We start from the raw sequence: 18,955 nt of genomic DNA, 5'->3' as shown, positions 1-18,955 counted from the left end.
AATGCGAGGGAGTATAGTAGCGAGGGTCTGGTGAAATGCCTACGAACAAGGGTGATTTACAGTGCAAATCACCCTTGTTTGCTGATTAATTAGTCGTAACAGGGGCTTTCCACGCCTTGGTGCCCCAAAGTGGCACGGTAGACAGGCTGTGCTTGTGGCTGCCTTGTGTCTCTTTGGTGGAATAAGAGAGGTACATCAGAGTTTGATTATCAGAATCAAAAATTCGACGAATCTTCATCGATTTAAACAGAATGCTTTTCGATGCGGTAAAGACAACCTCGCCTGACTTTGATCTATCGACGTTTTCAATCATCTCTTCGGTGATTTCACCTGTTTGACGACAAGAAATGCCCATGTCTGACGGGTCAGAAAAATCCAGGTCGGCTTTCACGTGACTGATATGGCAAGTGACACCGGAGACTTCAGGGTCACTGAAAATTTGAATTTTAATGTCTTTGGTGGTGAAAAGACCCAGACTCACGTCTCCCACCTCATTGTCGGAACAACCTGTGACGGTCAGTGCAAGCAGAGAAGCGGCAACAAGAGGGCGCGAATAAGTTGAAAGTGAAGCTAGAGAGAAAAAGTTGGGTCGCATTGCGAGGTAACCTGCTAATCGTTGTTAAAAAAAGACGCTGACTCACTCTAACAGTGGCAAGCCTCGTTTGTCTAACAACGACTTGCCATGCCATCTATTGGTCACATATTACGCTGGTCTTGGCTGCGAAGTTACGGTGCATTCACGCGTGTACTTTGAGCGTTAAAAAGCGGCACTGTTGTTTTACGCGAAGATCACTTAATAATACAGGCGATCAGTTGAACTGAGCATCACCAGGCTTACGATCTAAGTTTTCAGGGTTGAACGATTTTAGCTCGTTATAGGCATCACAATAGCTGGCGGTGAGGTTGTACTTCTCACGCGCGGCTTCGATTTTTCGTTCTGCGATACGACGGTTGTCAGCGCCATTGCGCGTAGAGCTAAAAATTCGCTGCTGGGTAAATAATTCTTGGGTGAATTTATTTTTGCAGATCGACTCGTTTTTTTCTGTGACCACTTCACCGAAAGATTCTTGCTCTTCGGCGAAAACGGTGGGTGTGGCTAACAGTCCAATAACTAATGTTTTTACAAAGAGATAGCGCATCCGTGTTGCCTCTTGAGGTGATGTCATGATTAAAGATAGTTCACACTGGGCCGCCTCTCCAGTGGGACGAGTGATTGATTATTGATACAAGACGAGATTGTGTGCGTTGAATGGTTACTAAGCGGTTTTCCCGATATTTTCTGTCAGGTTGAAGAAAATGTGCGCTGATATCGGCGCGGGTTAACATTCCTGCAAAAAGGGAGATGAAGCAAACAGAGGTTTGGCGGTATCTTCTTCTTTTTCAAGGAACGACAGCGGCGTAGCAGATGCAAAAACAAGTGAACAGTTCATATCTACAACTCTTTATGCGTGAGTCAGGCACCGCAGCCATGCTGGATACAGAGCAACTGCCAGATGTGTCAGACGTTGATGCGATTGCCCTTTTTGATTGGATGGCCAGTAAGCGTTCATTTTCCACCTCCGAAGTGCGCGGTCAGCGTTGGATAAAATCGTGTAGTGCCGGTTACATCACCGAGCTGTTATTACATGCTGATGGTTCACTGGAAGAACATACGCTTTTCAATAGACTCCCGACCACGGGTTGTTGGAAGCTAGAACAAGGTGTACTTGATATCGAAATCACCAAAGGCAGTAATAAGTATCGTAGCCGTGTGATTGCGAATAAAGCAGTGAATATTCACTCAGCCATCGAATATAAAAACAACGAGTTGCATTCCTACCTCAAGCTTGCACAGGTTATGCCCGTGGCGAAAAGCGCCTAGTCCTCATTACCTGAAATTAAGCCGAACCTGAATCCAATTTGAAGGCCAGCACATGCTGGCCTTTTGCGTTTTATCATTAAGAAAAGTCCATCATTGAAAGGATTGATGTCTCGTCACGTTCTGTTCTCGACTATACCTTTAGAAAAAGGACGAAAACGTGCGAATAGGAATACCTACGTGGGCGGTTGTTGCCATTGGTTTGGTGTTAAACATTGTTGCTGCGTTGATGACCAACTTCGTGATCGATGGCTTGGGCGAGCAATCCGCGTCAGTTATCGAAACGCAAACCAACAATAATCAGCTTATTCAACTTAGCTGGCAGCAGCTCGATGCGCTCGAACGTCGTCGAGAAACCATCCTGGTCATTTTGGCTGTTAAACCTGATATGGGCTCTCTCCCCCTGCCGTTTAGTCGTCGATTGCTGCAGTCGTTCAATGATATGAGTGAGACTGCGGTTACACAGCACAATATGCCACTCATCATGGACGCCATTGACCAACAGCAGGATCTTCTGCGAAACAAAATTGATACGTTATATCTCGATAACCTACAGTTGGCTGACTCTCAACGAGATTTAGGCAGTAAAATCTCCGCTTACCGAAACCTCGCTCTCTTCCTCCAAGTACTTGGGCTGGCACTTATCATGGCCAGAGACCTTTCTAGAAAGCCAAGTTAGCCTGATATCCTCACCAATAAATCACAACTATACGAATGGTTATAAATTCTATTTTTATGTAAATTAATAGAATTTATAGCTGGATATTTTTGAAAATAAAGCACCTAAAATTGTAGGTGTTTTGGTCTAATAGCCGAACAATGTGTTGACGTTTTAAGACGTTTTAAGACGTTTTAAGACTTTTTTGCAGTGTTTTGCTGCTTTTGATTGATGCGATTTTTGGGGTGGGAAATGAAAGGCGCTAACCGCGTTCGTACTGTTGTGGCTGATATGTTTGCCATGGTCGTGTTCTGTTTTGTGACGGGCATGATGATTGAAATTTTTGTGTCGGGCATGTCGTTTGAACAATCGCTGGCATCAAGACTGCTATCGATACCGGTCAATATTTTGATCGCTTGGCCTTATGGCGTGTTTCGCGACAGCGTGCTGACATTTGCAACGCGTCGGTCGTCATCTCGGCTGGGCAAGCGCGCAGCAGATTTCTTTGCTTACGTGACGTTCCAATCTCCCGTGTACGCTGGCATATTGTTCAGTGTGGGTGCAGAGCCAAACCAAATTGTCACGGCAGTGGCGAGTAATGCGTTGCTTTCCGGCATGTTGGGCATGGTATATGGCGTGTTTTTAGAACGCTGCCGCAAGTTGTTTCGTGTTGGGGCAACTTTACCGAATCAGCTAAGTGCGTAATGCGAGATCGCATCAAATGAACATCGAAAAGGGGGCCAATGTGGCCCCCTTTTCGATCATGGCATCATGGCATCATGGCAACTTTCACATCATGCTATTGATTGCTCTTTATTTATCAGACCACACAGCAAATTCATTTCCGCTGGGTTCGGTAAAATGAAAACGTCGCCCGCCCGGAAATTCAAAAATGGGTTTCACGATTTTACCGCCAGTCTGGCGAACGTTGATTTCTGTTTGTTCCAGTGAGTCACTGAATAATACGATCAGAGCGGAACCATTGGCTGTGTCGGCGAACTGATCAGCACGAAAGAATCCACCATCTAAACCTTGGTCAGAAAATGCGGTGTAATCTGGGCCGTAATCGGTGAACGTCCAGCCGAACGCTTCAGAGAAAAAGGACTTGGTGGCGAGAAGATCACAGGCGGGAAATTCAACGTAATTTATCTTACCGTGTTGCGTCATTGGCGCACTCCAAAATAAGGGGCATGGACGGGTATAACATACGGTAACGTGTGTAGACATAACGTCCGTATTGGCTTAGAAACCCCGCACAGCCTCTGAAAGTTGATTGAGATGATGATAAATCAAGCCGTCTCCATTCATTGAGATCAAGGCCACTTTCTAAGCAATGCTAACGTCAGTGTAGGTAAACAAAATGCCGTGCGGTGACATTGCTTTCAATGTTATGGAACGCAGACTAGCGTTACATTTAAAAACAGGGAGATAAAGCGGCCTCAGAAGCACATTTCCCTCGCATCACCTAATTGCCATCTCACTGTCATGAGACTGTCACCGCAACAGGAAAAAGTAGCGCCATTATTCATGGTATTACAGGAGTTACCTCATGCGTACACAGCGCACTCTTCTACTTTCATTGTTAGCAGCATCTATCGCCACCGGTGTTCACGCCGCGGATAATCAAGCGTTCCAACGCATCAGTGCGTTCTCTACAGACAACAATATTCCGCCGGGCGTGGAAAGGACGCATGAAAGCTCGGCAGAAATTATTGCTGTTAGCGAAGATGGCAACACCTTGGTCTATTCAGACAGCCCTCTTCAAGGCGTCGGCCTTGTTGATATTCGTGACCCGAAAAAGCCAATGGGCAAGGGCTTCATCACGATGGGGGGGGAGCCAACCTCGATAGATGTGGTGGGTGAGACGTTTGTCACTGCGGTGAATACCTCGGAAAGCTATACCCAACCCTCCGGCTTTTTGGTGCAACGTAACCTAGAGTCGGGCAAACAAATCGCTAAGTGTGATCTAGGCGGTCAGCCTGACTCAGTCGCCGTGGCCAAAGATGGCAGCTTTGTTGCTGTCGCCATCGAGAACGAGCGCGATGAAGATCTTAATGATGGCGTAATGCCGCAATTCCCCGCTGGGCACTTGTCTCTTATCCCGCTTTCAAACGGCGTAATGGATTGCGACGCCCACAAGAAAGTCGCGATGACAGGGTTGTCTGACATTGCGCCTAACGACCCTGAACCCGAGTTTGTAGATATTAACGGTTTGGGTGAAGTGGTTGTTACCCTTCAAGAGAACAATCATCTTGTGCTGGTGGATGGCAGAAAAGGCACTGTGATCGCCGATTTTTCTGCGGGTGCGGTGGATCTTAATAACGTCGATTTGGATGAAGAGCGCGCCCTGACATTTGACGGTAAGCAAATGGCGAGAAAACGTGAACCCGACGCCGTGAAATGGATCGACGATGATCGCTTTGTGACCGCCAACGAAGGAGATTATGAAGGGGGATCTCGCAGTTTCACCATCTTCAACAAGCAAGGCAACGTGTTGTTTGAATCAGGGTTAGATTTTGAATATCGCGCGGCGTTGGCGGGTCACTACCCAGAAAAACGCTCAGGCAACAAAGGCGTTGAGCCTGAAGGACTTGAAATAGGCACCTTCAATGGTGAGCGCTTTATCTTTGTTACCTCAGAGCGCGGTTCATTGATCGGTGTCTATCGCGATACAGGCGCAGCGCCAGAATTTGTGCAACTGTTGCCATCCGGTATTTCGCCTGAGTCTGCGGTTGCAATCCCAAGCCGTGGCTTGCTGGCGACGGCCAATGAAACGGATTTGATTGAAGATGGCGGTGTGCGTTCGCACGTCATGCTTTATCAAGTAACGTCCGATGCGCCTGCTTACCCACAAATTGAATCAGTCATGATAGATGGCAAGCCACTAGGCTGGGGCGCATTGTCCGGTTTGGTTGCGGATCTGAATAACGAAAACACCTTGTATGCCGTCAACGACAGCTTCTATAAAGCACAGCCGTCAATTTTCGTCATAGATGCATCATCGACACCGGCCAAAATCACGCAGCGCATTGCTGTTACTGTCAACGGTAAGCCTGCGAAAAATGTGGACTTAGAAGGCATCACCACCGATGGCAACGGCGGATTCTGGCTTGCCTCTGAAGGGCGTACCGACAAGAACATTCCTCACGCGCTTTATCGCACCGATGCCAACGGCAAGATTGTCGAAACCGTTGCCTTTCCCGCCGAACTGCTTGCGGTTGAAAAGCGCTATGGCGCAGAAGGGATCACACGCGTAGGCGACAATCTGTGGATAGCGATTCAGCGAAGCTGGAAAGATGACCCTGAAAATACCGTCAAGCTGGTGCAATACAATACCCGTACTGGTGATTGGAAAGCGGTGCGTTACCCGACAGATATTGCCAAAAAAGGCTGGGTCGGATTATCTGAAATCACCGCTTACGAAGGCGCGTTGTACATCATCGAGCGTGACAACCAAATTGGTGATGCCGCGAAAGTGAAGCAATTGACGCGCGTTATCTTGGGTGATGTAACACCAGCCCCATTGAGTGGTGAACTGCCATTAGTCAACAAAGATGTGGTGTATGATTTTATCCCTGATCTACAAGCGACGGGTGGTTATGTGACCGATAAAATTGAAGGTTTTGCCATCACCAAAGATGGACGTGCATATGCAGTCACTGATAACGACGGCGTTGATGACAGCAGCGGTGAAACCTTATTCTTTGCGCTCAAGCATGATGGCAAGCCCGTCGACTTTGCAGCGCTGCGTCCATAACGCAACGGCGTTTTAACCATGGGTTAAATCCAAACCCATACGTTCAAAAACCCCCTCAAACGTCAGCAAATCGCTGGCGTTTTTACGTTCTGTTTTATTGATGTATTCACATTGTAAAACGCTGATTTATGAAATTGTTATTAAGAAGACACCTCGCCATCCATAACCTTACAAAAATGTATAGTTCAGGAAAGCCTCCTGACAACGACGGCGCGTAGAGTGGCTCCATCGACAGAGACATTCTGATTGAGCCAAAACTAATAACGAGGACACCACCATGAAAAAGAACATCAACTTTAAGCCTGCTGCTATTTCTGTACTTCTTGGTATGAGCGCCATGATGGCAATGGGTTCAGCAAATGCGAGTGATGCACCAACATCGCTAAATCAAGATGCGGTGTCACTGCTTCAAGCGGTTGAAATTGCGAAAAATGAAACGGGCGGTATTCCGCTTGAGGCAGAGCGCGACGTTAAACACGGTCAAGCGGTTTACGAAGTGGAGCTGTCTGCAACTGACGGCCAAGAAATCCACACCGTGATTAATGCTCAAACAGGCGAAGTGATTTTGATGCAAAAACGCCGCGACCATGACGACGATCAAGACGACCAAGTTGAAGATGCCATGTGGTTGTCAGGTTTGAACAACGGCACTTATCTGTCGCTCGAACAAGCCGTGATACAAGCCGAAACAGAATTTGGTGGTAAAGCGTGGAGCGTGGATGTAGACGATCACTTCGGCAAAATAACTTATGACGTGGAAATGCTTGATGCCAATGGCAAGCGCGTAGAAACACATATTGATGCCGTTGCGGTTGCAGCCAAGTAATTTGTTACAAGCAAAATAGAATCACACAAAAACGATTGTGATGACTGAGGCGATGTTGCCTAAGCAGAGACTAACAAACACAGAATAAGGGCGTCGTCGTTTGACGCCCTCAAGGAGTGAATAATGGTTAAATCTATACGTCAATCTATGTCAAAGCTATCGATGTCGAAGCTATGGCTACGGGCCAAAGCGCTGGCAAAGCAAGTTCGAGAGAATGGTGTCACTGCGGTTGTCGGTGTATTGAGCTTTTCCCTGCTTTTCATGCTAGGACTGGTTACACTAGGAATCACACTGTTAGCAGGTGTTACTGCGGTGATTATTGCCGCTTGGAAACAACGTCAGTTTAAAAATGACGTCGCTAACCCAACAGATCATAATATCAACAACGAGCCTATTGCTGCGGTATAAGCCGCCGCTTTCAAGAGAGAGTTCACATGCGAATATTACTGGTTGAAGACGATGTGAGTCTCAGCAGTTTTGTGGAAAAAGGGTTACGTGAAGCAGGTCATCAGGTCGAAGTGACCGACAACGGCAAATATGCGCTGACCCTTTGCATGGCAGAACAATACGATGTCGCGATTGTCGACCGAATGCTGCCCGGATTGGATGGCTTATCGCTGGTTAAAGCGCTCCGTGCTGCACAAATTGGCACTCCGATTTTATTTCTAACCTCCCTTGGCGGCGTTGATGACCGCGTGGAAGGGTTAGAGGCAGGGGGGGATGACTACCTGACCAAGCCCTTTGCCTTTTCTGAATTGTTGGCTCGTGTGACGGCGTTATCGCGCCGCTCTGTACTTAAATCCAACGAAACCAATCCTGAATTGAGCTTTGGCGATGTCGTGATCAATTTGTTTGAACACACGGCGATTCGACAAGGTATCTCGCTTGATTTGCAACCGAAAGAGTTTCGTATTCTGGAGCTCTTCCTGCGCCATCCTGGACGAGTGATCACACGTACCATGTTGCTAGAGCACGTGTGGGACATTCATTTCGACCCGCAAACCAGCGTAGTCGAAACCCACATCAGTCGATTGAGAAATAAGCTGGAAAAACCGTTCGGTGACACACTGATCCAAACTTTACGCGGTGTGGGCTACAAGTTAGAACATAAAGACGGCGGAGAGGTGAAATGATTGCAAAGTTTTCAGCCTCTGTTCGTCAGTACTTATCGTTCCGTCGCTTGCTTGATGCGCTTCCTAAATGGATGAAAACCTCTGCCACACAGCAGGGATTAATGTTTGGTGCCGTGTCATTGCTCAGCCTGTTTTTGATGGCGGCAGTGACATTTGTCTATGTCGAGCATGAACTGAGCGATCAAAATAGCGAGATAGTGAAAGAATCCCGCGCATTAATTGAAGGTCATGGTCAGCGGAAGGTTGATGATGACCCGATTGAAGATGATGAAATCCTCGCGGTATTAACATCAGGATTCATCTTAGCTGGCGTTTTGGTGTCATTACTCACCGCAGTACTGGTCGTGGCGATGGGGCGGATCAGCCAAAAGCGCATTAATCGTATTGAACGTGTGCTCAATGCGGCGGCAGATGGCGATTTGTCTGTGCGAACCGGAGAGCGATATACACACAACGATTTGGCGCGTATTTCGGTGTCAGTGGACGAAATGTTGTCGCGTCTTGAAGGTTCGGTCGCCGCCATGAGTGATATTTCATCCAACATTGCGCATGAGCTGAAAACGCCAATCACCCGTTTACGTCATAACCTTTTGACGCTGAGAGAAGAAGCGGAAACGCTGAAGGTGACGGAACAAGCCCCTTTTATGCAGGAATTGGATCATGCACTGGCAGACTCACAGCGGTTAGCCTCCATCTTTGATGCCTTACTGCGTATTTCACAAATTGAATCTGGCGCGAGACGTAGTCGTTTCTCGCAGATTGATTTGGTACACATTATCGATACGGTGGCCGAAATCTATGGCGATGTTGCGGAAGATGCTGGCATGTCGCTGGTGGTTGAAAAACCCATGCAGCCTCTGCTGTTTCAAGGCGACAGAGAACTGCTGATCCAACAAGTGGCAAACCTGATTGAAAACGCCCTGCGTTATTGCCCTGATGGTAGTCAGATCTCGCTTAGCTGCGGCCAAGCGCGAGAAAGTAATCAAGTCTGGTTGAAAGTGGAAGACAACGGCCCCGGTATTCCAGATGCTGAAAAAGAGCGCGTGTTTGAACGTCTGTATCGCGTCGACAAGAGCCGCACAGACGGCGGGCTGGGGTTAGGGCTTTCTCTTGCCAAAGCCGTAGCAGGGTTGCACCACGGCGTGATTACCCTGACTGATCGCAAGCCGGGGTTAGGTGTGATGGTTACTTTGCCGCGATAAGCTACCCACCCAATTTCATCCCCCCACACGAATTGACAAAACTGTCGCTAGTGGGGGGCAGGCTGCCTGAGCTAGATCTTCCCTTCCTTAAAATCTTTTTGGAAATAGAGCACTTTTTGCAGATAGCGTCTGGCTTCATCTTTAGGATGTTTCGTCGTGAGTGCATCGTACACCTGACTTGGCGAGCGCTGATTCAATGCAACCATCGCTTTTTTCCTGTCAGTGTGGAATGTCGCCAGTACACCGCCCGTTCCGCCGTTATATGCTGAAATCATACTGAAATGCCGTGAAGATGGGTTGGTGACGTCGCGTAAATATCGCGTTTTTAGAATGTATAAATACGCTGCGCCAGTATCGATATTGTTAGCAGGGTCAAACAGGTATTCTTTGGTTGGCATTCCTGGCTTTTTCTTTACCAGATTAAACACATCCGCCCCTGCTGTTTTTGGGATCACCTGCATCAAACCGTACGCACCCGCATGGCTTACTGCATAAGGGTTGAAGCTACTTTCGGTTTTGATCACCGCATAAATCAAGCCTTCAGGAATGTCATAGCGCTTTGATGCATCGCGCACCAAGTGGGCGTATTGATATTCACGTTGGGCAAGGTGGTCTTTTACCATGTCGATTTGGACGTAGTAAGCGTTACCTTTCTTGATGGTTTTGGATTGCAGCTTGTTTTCAAGCATGTAGGCGGCAAAGCGATTTGCCCGCCATTCCCACTCAATCGATTTCCCTTCCTGATCGACCACTTGCCCTAAGAAAAACGGTTTGCCTTTAAGCTGAATATCTTTGTCCGTGAACTGTTCAATATCTTTAGGATCGGCAGGCATGAGCACGGTTTGAACAATCGCTTTGTGCAATTTTTCCATCGGCTTATGCTGCGACACGGTTGAAACATAGATTTTACCCGCATCAAAGTCGATGTGTGCCCGAGTCTGATAACCGTCGAGATATTTCACATAGCGATGCTTGCTGGATTCGATGTATTCGTCTTCACCCCATTGTTTCTTCGCTTCTTTGGCGAGCAATGAAAACAGCGCAGCAATCGCTTTTTTGTTGCTATCGGAAATCGGCTCACCAGCAATCGACGGCGTATGATGATCATTGCTTTGAGGTGGTGTCGAACAGCCTGTCATTAGGGCTGTGCAGAGAAACAGAACGGTTTTTTTCATGATGAATTAAGTATCTCTTTTCTGAGTGAAGAGTGTTTTTTAATCAGATGGTTGGCGGGAGAATAATGGAGAACCTCCGCCTATTGAATAGAGGCGACGATGCTATGCCTAGGCTTAAGAAAAGAAAAGGAATTTGTGGGAGATCATGTGGTGCAGACATCATAAGTTTGGCGTGAATACCGACTTAAAACCACATTAAGCCGAACTGGGCGTTGCGAAATAACACGATTGACGATTATCCCTTACGCCGTCAGTTCGTTTCAGTTGAACACGACTTTCTGATAACAATGTAAACCATAACAATGGTTTGAAGATTCTGTCGCGAATTGCATAAAGAGAGTGGCTGTGTATCACTGCTGCTGTTTTTTGAGCGTGATGTTATATGCCAACTTAAAGCAATACAAACCAATACCAAGCCAGATCAGGATAAACACGAACGAAGGCAGGAAGGTTAGCTTACTTAAGGACACATGATCGCCCGTCTGATCATAAGACCATAAATAAGTGGGTGAGTAGATGGAGTTCAGCATGACGAAAATGCCGAGGAATCGGAGGAAATAACTGCCAGCTTTACCAAGGTACCAGCTAACGACAAATACGCCGATCACAAAGCTTAAAATCAGGCCCGTTGTCAGACTGTCAATATACAGGAAGAAAAAAGCGCTGAAAGCAATGAGAACAACTTTTATACCCTTACTGGCGTTAATGCTCGTGGCGTAGATAAGAAGCCCCCAAAGAGACGCACCCGCATAACCAGAGAAAGCAATAATAATCTGACCTATCCGTCCACTAACCGCGGAAATAACATGTCCTTCCCTCCACGCTAGATGCAGGCTTTGAAGGTGGTTTCCAGTCAGTAAAGTAGCAAGCGCGTGTGAGCCCTCATGGAGAAAAACCTCAACGGGTTTTAGTGAATAACTCAATATTGCCGAATGACTGAAATGATGCATCCATAACGCTAAAAAAGCGAAAAGAAGAAAGATAAACAGATCCCCTTTCGCGTGTTGTTGTATGCGTTTAAACATCGATAACCTCAACCGACTAAGAACAAAATTGCCTTTATTCAAGATATGGCAAGAAAAGCCTATTCTGGAATTTTACGAGTGTAACTTTTCACATGTGTAAATGGTAAACACTGTAAATGGTACTTGAGAAAAATCGCAGAAACGAAAAAGGCGTTATCAAACCCTAAGTTTCTAACGCCTTGAATAAATTGAACATCATGTTGTGTATGACGAACATGGGCAAACTGAATATTTGCGCTTGGTTTAACGATTAATCAATGTCGCAATCAGTACAACTTTGCAGCGCGATTTCATGTTCAAAGACGGCTGCTTCGCTACCCTCTGCCAGTAGCTCTGCTATTTCATCCGCGACCTCTTGCTCATCTTCCGCTTTCACTTGATTTGCGAGTTCTTCTTCTGAGTAGCCGTAGAAATTCAGCAATAAGTAGTCACGCGCTTCGTCTTTAGTGCAAGTAACGTGCACTGAAAGATCGGGTTCAACGTTGCCTTGCGCGATAATCGCAGCCATTTGCGCGACGACATCATCTTTCATCGCAGCCGTTAACCAACCAAGATCCGTGCTGACTTTGGTTTTTTTACAGTTAAAACAAGGAAGTTGATGAAAGTAGTATTGAAAATCAGTCATGGGTAATTTTTCTTTAAGTGTTTTGTAGCAAGATTATGAGCGTTTTCTAGCAAAATACTATCTCAATAGACATTGAAGACAAGATTGTCTTGGATGATTTTGAGTGCAAATTGATGACCGCTTACTTAATCTGAACGGTATAAAATATCTTGAGAGTCGAGGCCAACAAAATATTGTGCGCATAAGGTAAGAACAGCCGCTATGCGTCTAATTTATCGACAATGAAGTTCGCAATCGGAAAACATGACGTGGCGGCTGGCGATGGCGCATTGCATACCACCAAGGTGTGTGGGGTTTGATGGAATAAGAAATCATCCACCATGTCGCCGTTTTGATAGACCGCCTGCGCTCGGATACCAGAAGGATATGTGAGCAAATCCTCTTTGGTTAGCAACGGGCAGTATTTCTGCACTTCTTTGAGATATCCCGGCTTCCATACCCCGTTACGTAACTCTTTCATCGCTGAAGAAAAATTGCGTCGAATAACGTTGTAAAAGCCGACATATTGCAGCATTTCTGCGGTGTCTTTGAAAGAAAATGAAAACCGCGAGTACCCTTCGCGAGCAAGACTTAGCACTGCATTAGGGCCGACGGTGACCGAGCCATCAATCATCTTGGTGAGGTGAACGCCGAGAAAGGGCAGGTCGGGATCGGGGATGGGGTAAATTAGACTAGAAATAATCCCATTGTGTCGCTGTGGAAGCTGGAAATAATCGCCTCGGAAAGGCACGATTTGGAAATCTGGCGTTTTGCCGAGCATACGCACAATGCGATCTGACATGACACCGCCACAGGCAATCACCTTGTCGGCATGGAGGATCTGGGTGCCAGCAACAACCGTCACACCTTCCTCGGTTTCCTGTATGTATTCGACGCTGCTATTGAATATAACCTCGCCGCCGCTCTCCTTGATCAGTGTTCCGAGTTTTTCACAGATCTGGCGGTAATTGACAATGCCTGTTGATGGCACAAATATCGCGCCAACCCCTTCAATGTTTGGCTCTTTTTGGTGAAGTTGAGCCGCGTCTAAAACCTCGAATTCCAAGCCGTTTTCTTGGGCGCGGGTTTTTAATGCTTCCATGCGACCAAGTTCTATGTCATTCGTGGCAACTAGCAGTTTTCCGCATTCTTCAAAAGGAATGTCGTGCTCGCGGCAAAACGCTTTAATCGCTAGGTTCCCCTCGGTACAGAATTTGGCTTTCATGCTGCCCGGTGTGTAGTAGACACCTGCGTGAATCACACCGCTGTTACGGCCAGTTTGATGACTGGCGACTTGGTCTTCTTTATCCACCACCACGACGTGTGCATCGGGATAGCGAGTTTGCAGTTCATGCGCCACGCTAAGCCCAACAATGCCTGCGCCAATTACCAGATAGTCACAATTCTTCATTTGCCAGTCCTAGCGTGTTGTCCAACAAAGCGTTTCGCTCAACGTTAGCATTGAAGGCGAAAATGAACGAAATGAAAAGGAGGGATCGGCCAGTCTGTGATGCGAGTGTCCGAGAGTTGGGCGAGTTAGCTGGCGGATCTCGGGAATAAGAGGTGGTTGCTTAATCCCGCTTTTGCTGAGGATATGACACGCGATAGTGGGAGAGGCTCGCCGAACACATAACCTTGAGTGTAGTCGAGGCCGGCATCTTGTACTTGCTGATAGTCCTCTTCGTTGTTGACTTTCTGTGCCCCTGTTTTGATGTTGAGGGTGTCACCAATCTGTTTGATGGATTCAACGATACGTTTCTCCACTCGGCTCGATCGCATCAGAGAAATAATGCTGCCATCAATTTTGAGCATGGTGACATTTAGGGTTTTTAAATGGCTGAATGAGGTGAGTTCTGCTCCGAAGTTATCAACGGCTACTGAGCAGCCTAAAGCACGGAACGTTGAGACGACATCTCTGGCTTTCATTGGGTCTATCAGTAAGGTGTTTTCTTTGATTTCAATACACAGGCTTGAAGCCGGTAGCGCACTCTGTTTGATGAGTGTTGTGCAATGTTCAACAAAGGCGCTGTTGTAGAAAGCTTCAGATGAAAGGTTAACAGCGACAGAAAGATTCGCGTCATGTAATGCCTGTGCTTGTTTTTCCAGCACTTCACTAAACACCCAGCGTTCAATTTTTATCAGGCGTCCTGTTTGCTCCGCGGCACTAAAAAACGTATTTGGGAGCAGCAGCTGTCCATCTTCTGTGATCATTCTGATCAAAAGCTCATGCCATGTCGCAAGGCCGTTTCGTCGGGGAACAATCGGCATGCAAAGTAACGTGAATGAACCTTGCTCAATTGCTGTGTCGATTTGTTGTAGCAGATTATCTCTACTGAGTTGCATGCTTTGCTTTGGTGTTGATTCATCGAAGAGAGACACATGGGGAGCCTCACCATCAACAGCCAATGCCAAGGCGACTTGAGCGTGATAAAGCAATTGAAAAGGGGGAATCTCTAATGTGTTGGCTGCGGTAAGACCAATGGCACTTTCTATTGAAAACGCTTTGGCATCGTGGGTGTATTTGAGGTGATCCAGTTTAGTGGTGATTTCTTTGGCGATTTCGAACGCATGAGACGGCGCGCAGTGTTGGAGTAAAATGGCAAACCTGTCATCGCTGATCCGTGCAAGATATCCGGCTTTGTGTACGTTGGCTTTTAGAACAAGCGCAGCAGACTTGATCACTTGATCCCGTGCAGGTCGACCGAGTAAGTCCTTTAGCGCTCCTAGTCCTTCAAGTTGAACAACAGCGAGTGTGTGCTCCCCCGAATGTTGTTGCAACGTGTCGATATGATGTTGCAGCACATGGTCAAAATCGCGGCGATTGGGCAAGCCTGTTAATTTATCCAATCGCAAATCGTTATCTGTCTGATCCATCCAACTTGCTTTCGCCGTATGTTGCAGCGTGAGAATCCATCCTTCAAGTCCGCCTTCTTCTGAGAATACGGGTTTGGCAGACAGCGCGACTTGAACGTCAAGGCCTCGCGTGGTTTTCAACCAAAATACACTATCTAGCATGAAATCGTTGCTAGGTGTATTAACTAACATGCGCTCAAGCGAAAGTAGCGCTTCACCATCAAACAGTGAAAAACAAGCATCAATTCGGCTTCCAACGCTGTCTGCGCTGCAATGGGTAATATCACGGGCACTTTGGTTTATCACTTGAATATTGAGGTTTGTATCTAGCACGATAATGCCTTCACTCGAAGCATGGATAGCCGATGCTAGCTGTGTTTTTGCATTCTCTTGCGGGGTGTTCGCTGCTGAAACATGCGGCGTCACGGTGCACACGCCAACTAAGTGCGGATGGTTATCATCGAGAGTGATTTTTGCCATGAGTGAATGATGCGGGTTTTCTTTACCGTCAAGCACTCGGCGTACATGGGTGTGATAGTGAGCGCCGTTAATCGCCAATGCAAACATGGCATCAAACTGACGGCGATCGTGAGGGTGGAGTAGGTTGCGCCACATGCGTTTGTCAATGAACTCCCCCGATTTCATTCCAAACAGAGCGTACATTTCAGGGTTCCAATACAACACATCGTTTATGGGGCTGTACTCCCACACGCCAAACTGGGCAGCTTTGAGTGCTAATGCTGAGCGATCAATCAGTTCGATGTCTTTCGAGGCATCGCGTTCATGACTGATATCTGTCATCGTGCCAATGACTTTCTTGGTCGAGTCTTGATCTAACTGCTCAATAGGCTGACTGCAATCACGTATCCAGCGATAGCTTTGTTCATCGTCAATCACGCGGTATTCCATCGCCACGGGCTCTAGGCCAATTCTAGAGACAGAGTGTTGGTATTCTCTGAGATCATCAGGATGAATATGGGCCATCCATTCATACAGACGTTTAACTGTATACGCTTTGATGCCAATGGCTTGATAAGCATTGTCTGACAAATGCATGAATTTGGTATGACATTCCATTTCATAAACCGCGATGCGGTTTATGCCCAGCGCAAACTCAAATTTCTGAGACCACATGTTTCGCTCTGCATCAATGCGGCGCTCTTTATCAATATTTTGTATTTGGTAGACAAAATGAATTACATCGTCTGTCCATTGATCTCTGACGGCGGAAACGCCAATTTTCACCCATAAAACCCGTTTATTTTTGGTTAAAAAACGTAACGCGAGTTGGAAGCTATCCGTCTCTCCTGCCGCTAGCTTTTGGCATTGCTCGTTCACATCGTGTTTGTCTGAATGAAACACAAGCTGATTGAAATTCTTGCGTTGAAGGTCTTCGTCGCTCAGCCCGACAAGGGCTAAAAAACTGCGGTTGGCATTAATCATGCGACCTTCAGGCGACACCATGACCATTCCGATCACGGATGCATGCATGGCACCGGAAAATAGGGCGGCTTTCTCAGCACTCATTTTCTGTATTTGTCGCAACTTGGCGGATTTCACTGCCAACAAGATACCGATCAACATTGCGCCAGCGATGGGGGGCAATAAGCCCGCAGGATTAGCGGCAGCATCCGAAAATGCGAGGTTGGTTGACGGAGAAACCATTAAAATATCGAGAACCATGGACACGAGAAATGCAGTAATAAACGCAGAGAGTCGATCCAATACGGCACAGGCGAAAGTCAGTGCAAAGGCAATGGCAATGAAAGGGTATGACACATGCGAGAGGAGATAGCCCGACAGAGCCGTGATACCTAATATCAAACAGACTGTTTTCATATTAGAAAATGACGATGGCAGTTCGATAGGTCGCTTGAGCAAGATATAGGTCACGGGTGTCATCGCCAAAATGCCAATCACATCACCGAAATACCAAGCCAGGGCGACGTCGTTAAAGGGGATTGAAAGCGCTTTATGTAATGTATAGCCACCCGCGATAGCGCCAAGCAAAGGACTGAGTAAAACCGTTAGACCAATAAAAATGGAAAAGCTCTGCATTGATAAGAAGGGTGAAGCGTTTCGACTGGCATAAACGAGAGCCACGCAGCCAGCAGTAATCGTCGCGGTGTTGGACAAAGCGAGTTGTATGCTCTGAAGTGGACCATCGCCAAACAGTATATTAGCCAGCAATATGGCAATAAAGGCAGTGCCGGTCAGCGCGGCACGTTGAGAATTCGGTGCGAGTGATATCAGCGCGATGGCCAAACCATTCGCGTACCAAGTGAAGGCTGCACTGCCAGGTTGTCTGAGTAGATAGATGGCTACCAGCGATAAAGATAGACAGCCAATAAACACCAGCATGGCGCGCACGAGCAAGGCATCGTTAGAAAACAAGTCTTTTGATTGTACTTGCTCGTCAGAGAGTGCCATCTACTCATCCATTGTTTAGTCGCGAAAATTGATTAATGATTAAAAATTAATTACCTATCCTGACTGCTTACCGGATGGAGGAGATCAATGTGCCCAGTATCCGCCTAAAGGGGGATACTGAGCACACGTGTCCTTTATCAAAAGTTTAGCCCATGTCTCACTTGTGGGATGTGAATTTAGGCGCTTTCACCTGACGAAAAGGAGTGGAGAATCTATAGCTCGTTGTATTTAACGGCGCGACCATAACATTTTTCGACGGGATATTTTTCGTTGTTAAGCACGAGTTTCTTATCACAGGCCTCTTCAAGATCAATATTGCACTTCTCTGCAATACGCAGCAAATACAGCTGAATATCTGCCAGTTCATGAGCCAAGGCTTCTTTCTTTTCTTTCGGAAAATCAGCCGCTTGTTCTGGGGTTAACCACTGAAATAATTCAGCCAGCTCACCGACTTCGCCGCTTAGAGCCATCACGAGGTTTTTCGGGTTGTGGAATTGCTCCCAGTCACGTGCTTTGGCGAAACTCGCCAGTTCACTTTGTAAGCGTACAAAAGGAGATATCGCGGTGTTTTTCATGCTGTCACTGCCTGTTAACGGGTTTTGAACGCCAGTTTGTCACGTTAATCATGTGGTGAAAATAGCTTGCTCGCGATGGTCAATCAGAAAATTCTCAATGTCTCGTCATGGAACAAATTTGAAGAAAAGCGTGTCCTATTTTTGTGAATTTAAAGACTTTCTTAGTAATCTGAAAGCGAAACGTCGTTGAACCTGTCTATTCTCTAAGAGTTTAATAGCCACATGAGCGCGCCTTTTGAATGACGTGACAACAACCCTTTTACAGTATTCGCCGCTAACGCTTTTTTTTGCGGTGATTTTGCTGTCCTATCTCCTTGAAGATCTCGCCATCATTACGGCAAGTGTCGCCGCTTCTCAGGGCGTAATGTCTGTGCCTATGGCACTGCTCGCTATCTTTATCGGTATCGCCACGGGCGATGCTGGCTTGTATGCGCTTGGATATTGGGCTCGAAAATGGCGTCGTTTACGTGGTTTTTTGCTGACGAAACCGAGTGTAAGGGTGATTCGAAAAAAACTGCGCGCACACGCAATCGGCAATCTTTTCCTCATTCGATTTGTTCCGGGTTTACGTTTCGTCGGCTTCTGCCTGAGTGGTTTTTTCCGCGTTGGGCTACGTGATTTTTTAATGGCTGTGGTGTTTGCAACAACACTATGGACTGCCGCGGTGTTCACATTGGTTTACCAACTCGGTGAAATCGAATGGATTAACAGCAATGTCAGTTGGGCGCTTATTCCTGTCGTGCTGATTTTGCTTATTGTTATTAACCGTTTTGCAGGCAACAAGCTTAAGGAGAAAGCGGTTTGCACAGATTAAAATTGGTGGAAGAAAAAACAGCACCTGCCTTACCCGTTAATCATG

18 protein-coding genes are annotated in these 18,955 nt (G+C 46.8%); 9 read left to right on the top strand and 9 right to left on the bottom strand.

Features of this window, described 5'->3' with window-relative positions; all coding sequences use genetic code 11:
* Positions 1-85 precede the first annotated feature (85 nt).
* Both ACED36_RS08045 and ACED36_RS08040 read right to left on the bottom strand, forming a co-directional pair.
* Positions 86-595, bottom strand: coding sequence for a CreA family protein (locus ACED36_RS08045; protein ID WP_016959898.1), 510 nt, complete (start codon positions 593-595; stop codon positions 86-88).
* Positions 596-809: 214 nt separating this feature from the next.
* Complete coding sequence (locus ACED36_RS08040; protein WP_016959897.1) at positions 810-1,139, bottom strand: hypothetical protein; 330 nt, start codon at positions 1,137-1,139, stop codon at positions 810-812.
* Positions 1,140-1,405: 266 nt separating this feature from the next.
* Between ACED36_RS08040 and ACED36_RS08035 the strand changes: the two genes are divergently transcribed.
* From ACED36_RS08035 to ACED36_RS08025, 3 genes are all read left to right on the top strand, one after another.
* A complete protein-coding gene (locus ACED36_RS08035) occupies positions 1,406-1,861 on the top strand; it encodes a hypothetical protein (protein ID WP_016959896.1) in 456 nt (151 codons plus the stop codon).
* 157 nt (positions 1,862-2,018) lie between these two features.
* Complete coding sequence (locus ACED36_RS08030; protein ID WP_016959895.1) at positions 2,019-2,537, top strand: hypothetical protein; 519 nt, start codon at positions 2,019-2,021, stop codon at positions 2,535-2,537.
* A 231-nt stretch (positions 2,538-2,768) separates the two neighbouring features.
* On the top strand, positions 2,769-3,221 hold the full coding sequence (locus ACED36_RS08025) for an L-alanine exporter AlaE (RefSeq protein WP_016959894.1): 453 nt from the start codon (positions 2,769-2,771) through the stop codon (positions 3,219-3,221).
* 108 nt (positions 3,222-3,329) lie between these two features.
* Here the strand turns inward: ACED36_RS08025 and ACED36_RS08020 are convergent, their stop codons facing one another.
* Complete coding sequence (locus tag ACED36_RS08020; RefSeq protein ID WP_017003059.1) at positions 3,330-3,683, bottom strand: VOC family protein; 354 nt, start codon at positions 3,681-3,683, stop codon at positions 3,330-3,332.
* Positions 3,684-4,065: 382 nt separating this feature from the next.
* Here ACED36_RS08020 and ACED36_RS08015 point away from each other — a divergent pair, with 382 nt between their 5' ends.
* The 5 genes from ACED36_RS08015 to ACED36_RS07995 all read left to right on the top strand — a co-directional run bounded on the left by ACED36_RS08015 (position 4,066) and on the right by ACED36_RS07995 (position 9,434).
* Positions 4,066-6,273 carry an esterase-like activity of phytase family protein gene (locus ACED36_RS08015; RefSeq protein ID WP_371733071.1) on the top strand — a complete coding sequence of 736 codons (2,208 nt, stop codon included), beginning with the start codon at positions 4,066-4,068 and terminating at the stop codon, positions 6,271-6,273.
* 277 nt (positions 6,274-6,550) lie between these two features.
* Positions 6,551-7,099, top strand: a complete 549-nt coding sequence (locus ACED36_RS08010) for a PepSY domain-containing protein (protein WP_371733070.1) — start codon at positions 6,551-6,553, stop codon at positions 7,097-7,099.
* A 123-nt stretch (positions 7,100-7,222) separates the two neighbouring features.
* The gene (locus ACED36_RS08005; protein WP_016959888.1) at positions 7,223-7,507 is read left to right on the top strand and encodes a hypothetical protein; all 285 of its coding nucleotides are present in this window, start codon (positions 7,223-7,225) and stop codon (positions 7,505-7,507) included.
* Positions 7,508-7,533: 26 nt separating this feature from the next.
* Positions 7,534-8,232, top strand: a complete 699-nt coding sequence (locus ACED36_RS08000) for a response regulator transcription factor (RefSeq protein ID WP_016959887.1) — start codon at positions 7,534-7,536, stop codon at positions 8,230-8,232.
* Positions 8,229-9,434, top strand: a complete 1,206-nt coding sequence (locus tag ACED36_RS07995; RefSeq protein ID WP_017003057.1) for a cell wall metabolism sensor histidine kinase WalK — start codon at positions 8,229-8,231, stop codon at positions 9,432-9,434. The genes ACED36_RS08000 and ACED36_RS07995 overlap by 4 nt, the downstream gene beginning before the upstream one ends.
* Before the next feature lie 71 nt (positions 9,435-9,505).
* Here ACED36_RS07995 and mltC read toward each other — a convergent pair whose 3' ends face one another.
* From mltC to ACED36_RS07965, 6 genes are all read right to left on the bottom strand, one after another.
* A complete protein-coding gene (mltC, locus tag ACED36_RS07990; protein ID WP_371733069.1) occupies positions 9,506-10,609 on the bottom strand; it encodes a membrane-bound lytic murein transglycosylase MltC in 1,104 nt (367 codons plus the stop codon).
* 350 nt (positions 10,610-10,959) lie between these two features.
* A complete protein-coding gene (locus ACED36_RS07985) occupies positions 10,960-11,634 on the bottom strand; it encodes a M50 family metallopeptidase (protein ID WP_016959884.1) in 675 nt (224 codons plus the stop codon).
* Between the two features lie 250 nt (positions 11,635-11,884).
* Entirely contained in the window at positions 11,885-12,259 is a 375-nt protein-coding gene (locus ACED36_RS07980) for a hypothetical protein (RefSeq protein ID WP_371733068.1), read from the bottom strand.
* A gap of 199 nt (positions 12,260-12,458) precedes the next feature.
* Positions 12,459-13,649, bottom strand: coding sequence for an L-2-hydroxyglutarate oxidase (lhgO, locus tag ACED36_RS07975; RefSeq protein ID WP_371733067.1), 1,191 nt, complete (start codon positions 13,647-13,649; stop codon positions 12,459-12,461).
* Positions 13,650-13,774: 125 nt separating this feature from the next.
* Positions 13,775-17,521: an EAL domain-containing protein gene (locus ACED36_RS07970; RefSeq protein ID WP_371733066.1), complete on the bottom strand. Its 3,747-nt coding sequence runs from the start codon at positions 17,519-17,521 to the stop codon at positions 13,775-13,777.
* A 212-nt stretch (positions 17,522-17,733) separates the two neighbouring features.
* Positions 17,734-18,096 (bottom strand): nucleotide pyrophosphohydrolase, encoded by a 363-nt coding sequence (locus tag ACED36_RS07965; RefSeq protein WP_371733065.1) that lies wholly within the window; start codon positions 18,094-18,096, stop codon positions 17,734-17,736.
* A gap of 235 nt (positions 18,097-18,331) precedes the next feature.
* Here ACED36_RS07965 and ACED36_RS07960 point away from each other — a divergent pair, with 235 nt between their 5' ends.
* The gene (locus tag ACED36_RS07960) at positions 18,332-18,910 is read left to right on the top strand and encodes a DedA family protein (protein WP_016959879.1); all 579 of its coding nucleotides are present in this window, start codon (positions 18,332-18,334) and stop codon (positions 18,908-18,910) included.
* Positions 18,911-18,955: the final 45 nt, after the last annotated feature.

This window comes from Enterovibrio sp. FF113 (genome assembly GCF_041439165.1).
Taxonomy (GTDB): Bacteria; Pseudomonadota; Gammaproteobacteria; order Enterobacterales; family Vibrionaceae; genus Enterovibrio; species Enterovibrio norvegicus_A.
Note: the sequence above shows the minus strand (reverse complement) of the source record. Positions and strands in the feature narration are given on the sequence as shown.

Bases quoted from the DNA above. Each gene is read 5' to 3' on its own strand.
- ACED36_RS07980 (WP_371733068.1), bottom strand. From the start codon at position 12,259: ATGACTGATTTTCAATACTACTTTCATCAACTTCCTTGTTTTAACTGT.
- ACED36_RS08040 (WP_016959897.1), bottom strand. From the start codon at position 1,139: ATGCGCTATCTCTTTGTAAAAACATTAGTTATTGGACTGTTAGCCACA.
- ACED36_RS08015 (WP_371733071.1), top strand. From the start codon at position 4,066: ATGCGTACACAGCGCACTCTTCTACTTTCATTGTTAGCAGCATCTATC.
- ACED36_RS08005 (WP_016959888.1), top strand. From the start codon at position 7,223: ATGGTTAAATCTATACGTCAATCTATGTCAAAGCTATCGATGTCGAAG.
- ACED36_RS07995 (WP_017003057.1), top strand. From the start codon at position 8,229: ATGATTGCAAAGTTTTCAGCCTCTGTTCGTCAGTACTTATCGTTCCGT.
- ACED36_RS08035 (WP_016959896.1), top strand. From the start codon at position 1,406: ATGCAAAAACAAGTGAACAGTTCATATCTACAACTCTTTATGCGTGAG.
- mltC (WP_371733069.1), bottom strand. From the start codon at position 10,609: ATGAAAAAAACCGTTCTGTTTCTCTGCACAGCCCTAATGACAGGCTGT.
- ACED36_RS07985 (WP_016959884.1), bottom strand. From the start codon at position 11,634: ATGTTTAAACGCATACAACAACACGCGAAAGGGGATCTGTTTATCTTT.
- ACED36_RS07970 (WP_371733066.1), bottom strand. From the start codon at position 17,521: ATGGCACTCTCTGACGAGCAAGTACAATCAAAAGACTTGTTTTCTAAC.
- ACED36_RS08010 (WP_371733070.1), top strand. From the start codon at position 6,551: ATGAAAAAGAACATCAACTTTAAGCCTGCTGCTATTTCTGTACTTCTT.
- ACED36_RS08020 (WP_017003059.1), bottom strand. From the start codon at position 3,683: ATGACGCAACACGGTAAGATAAATTACGTTGAATTTCCCGCCTGTGAT.
- lhgO (WP_371733067.1), bottom strand. From the start codon at position 13,649: ATGAAGAATTGTGACTATCTGGTAATTGGCGCAGGCATTGTTGGGCTT.
- ACED36_RS08045 (WP_016959898.1), bottom strand. From the start codon at position 595: ATGCGACCCAACTTTTTCTCTCTAGCTTCACTTTCAACTTATTCGCGC.
- ACED36_RS07965 (WP_371733065.1), bottom strand. From the start codon at position 18,096: ATGAAAAACACCGCGATATCTCCTTTTGTACGCTTACAAAGTGAACTG.
- ACED36_RS08025 (WP_016959894.1), top strand. From the start codon at position 2,769: ATGAAAGGCGCTAACCGCGTTCGTACTGTTGTGGCTGATATGTTTGCC.
- ACED36_RS08000 (WP_016959887.1), top strand. From the start codon at position 7,534: ATGCGAATATTACTGGTTGAAGACGATGTGAGTCTCAGCAGTTTTGTG.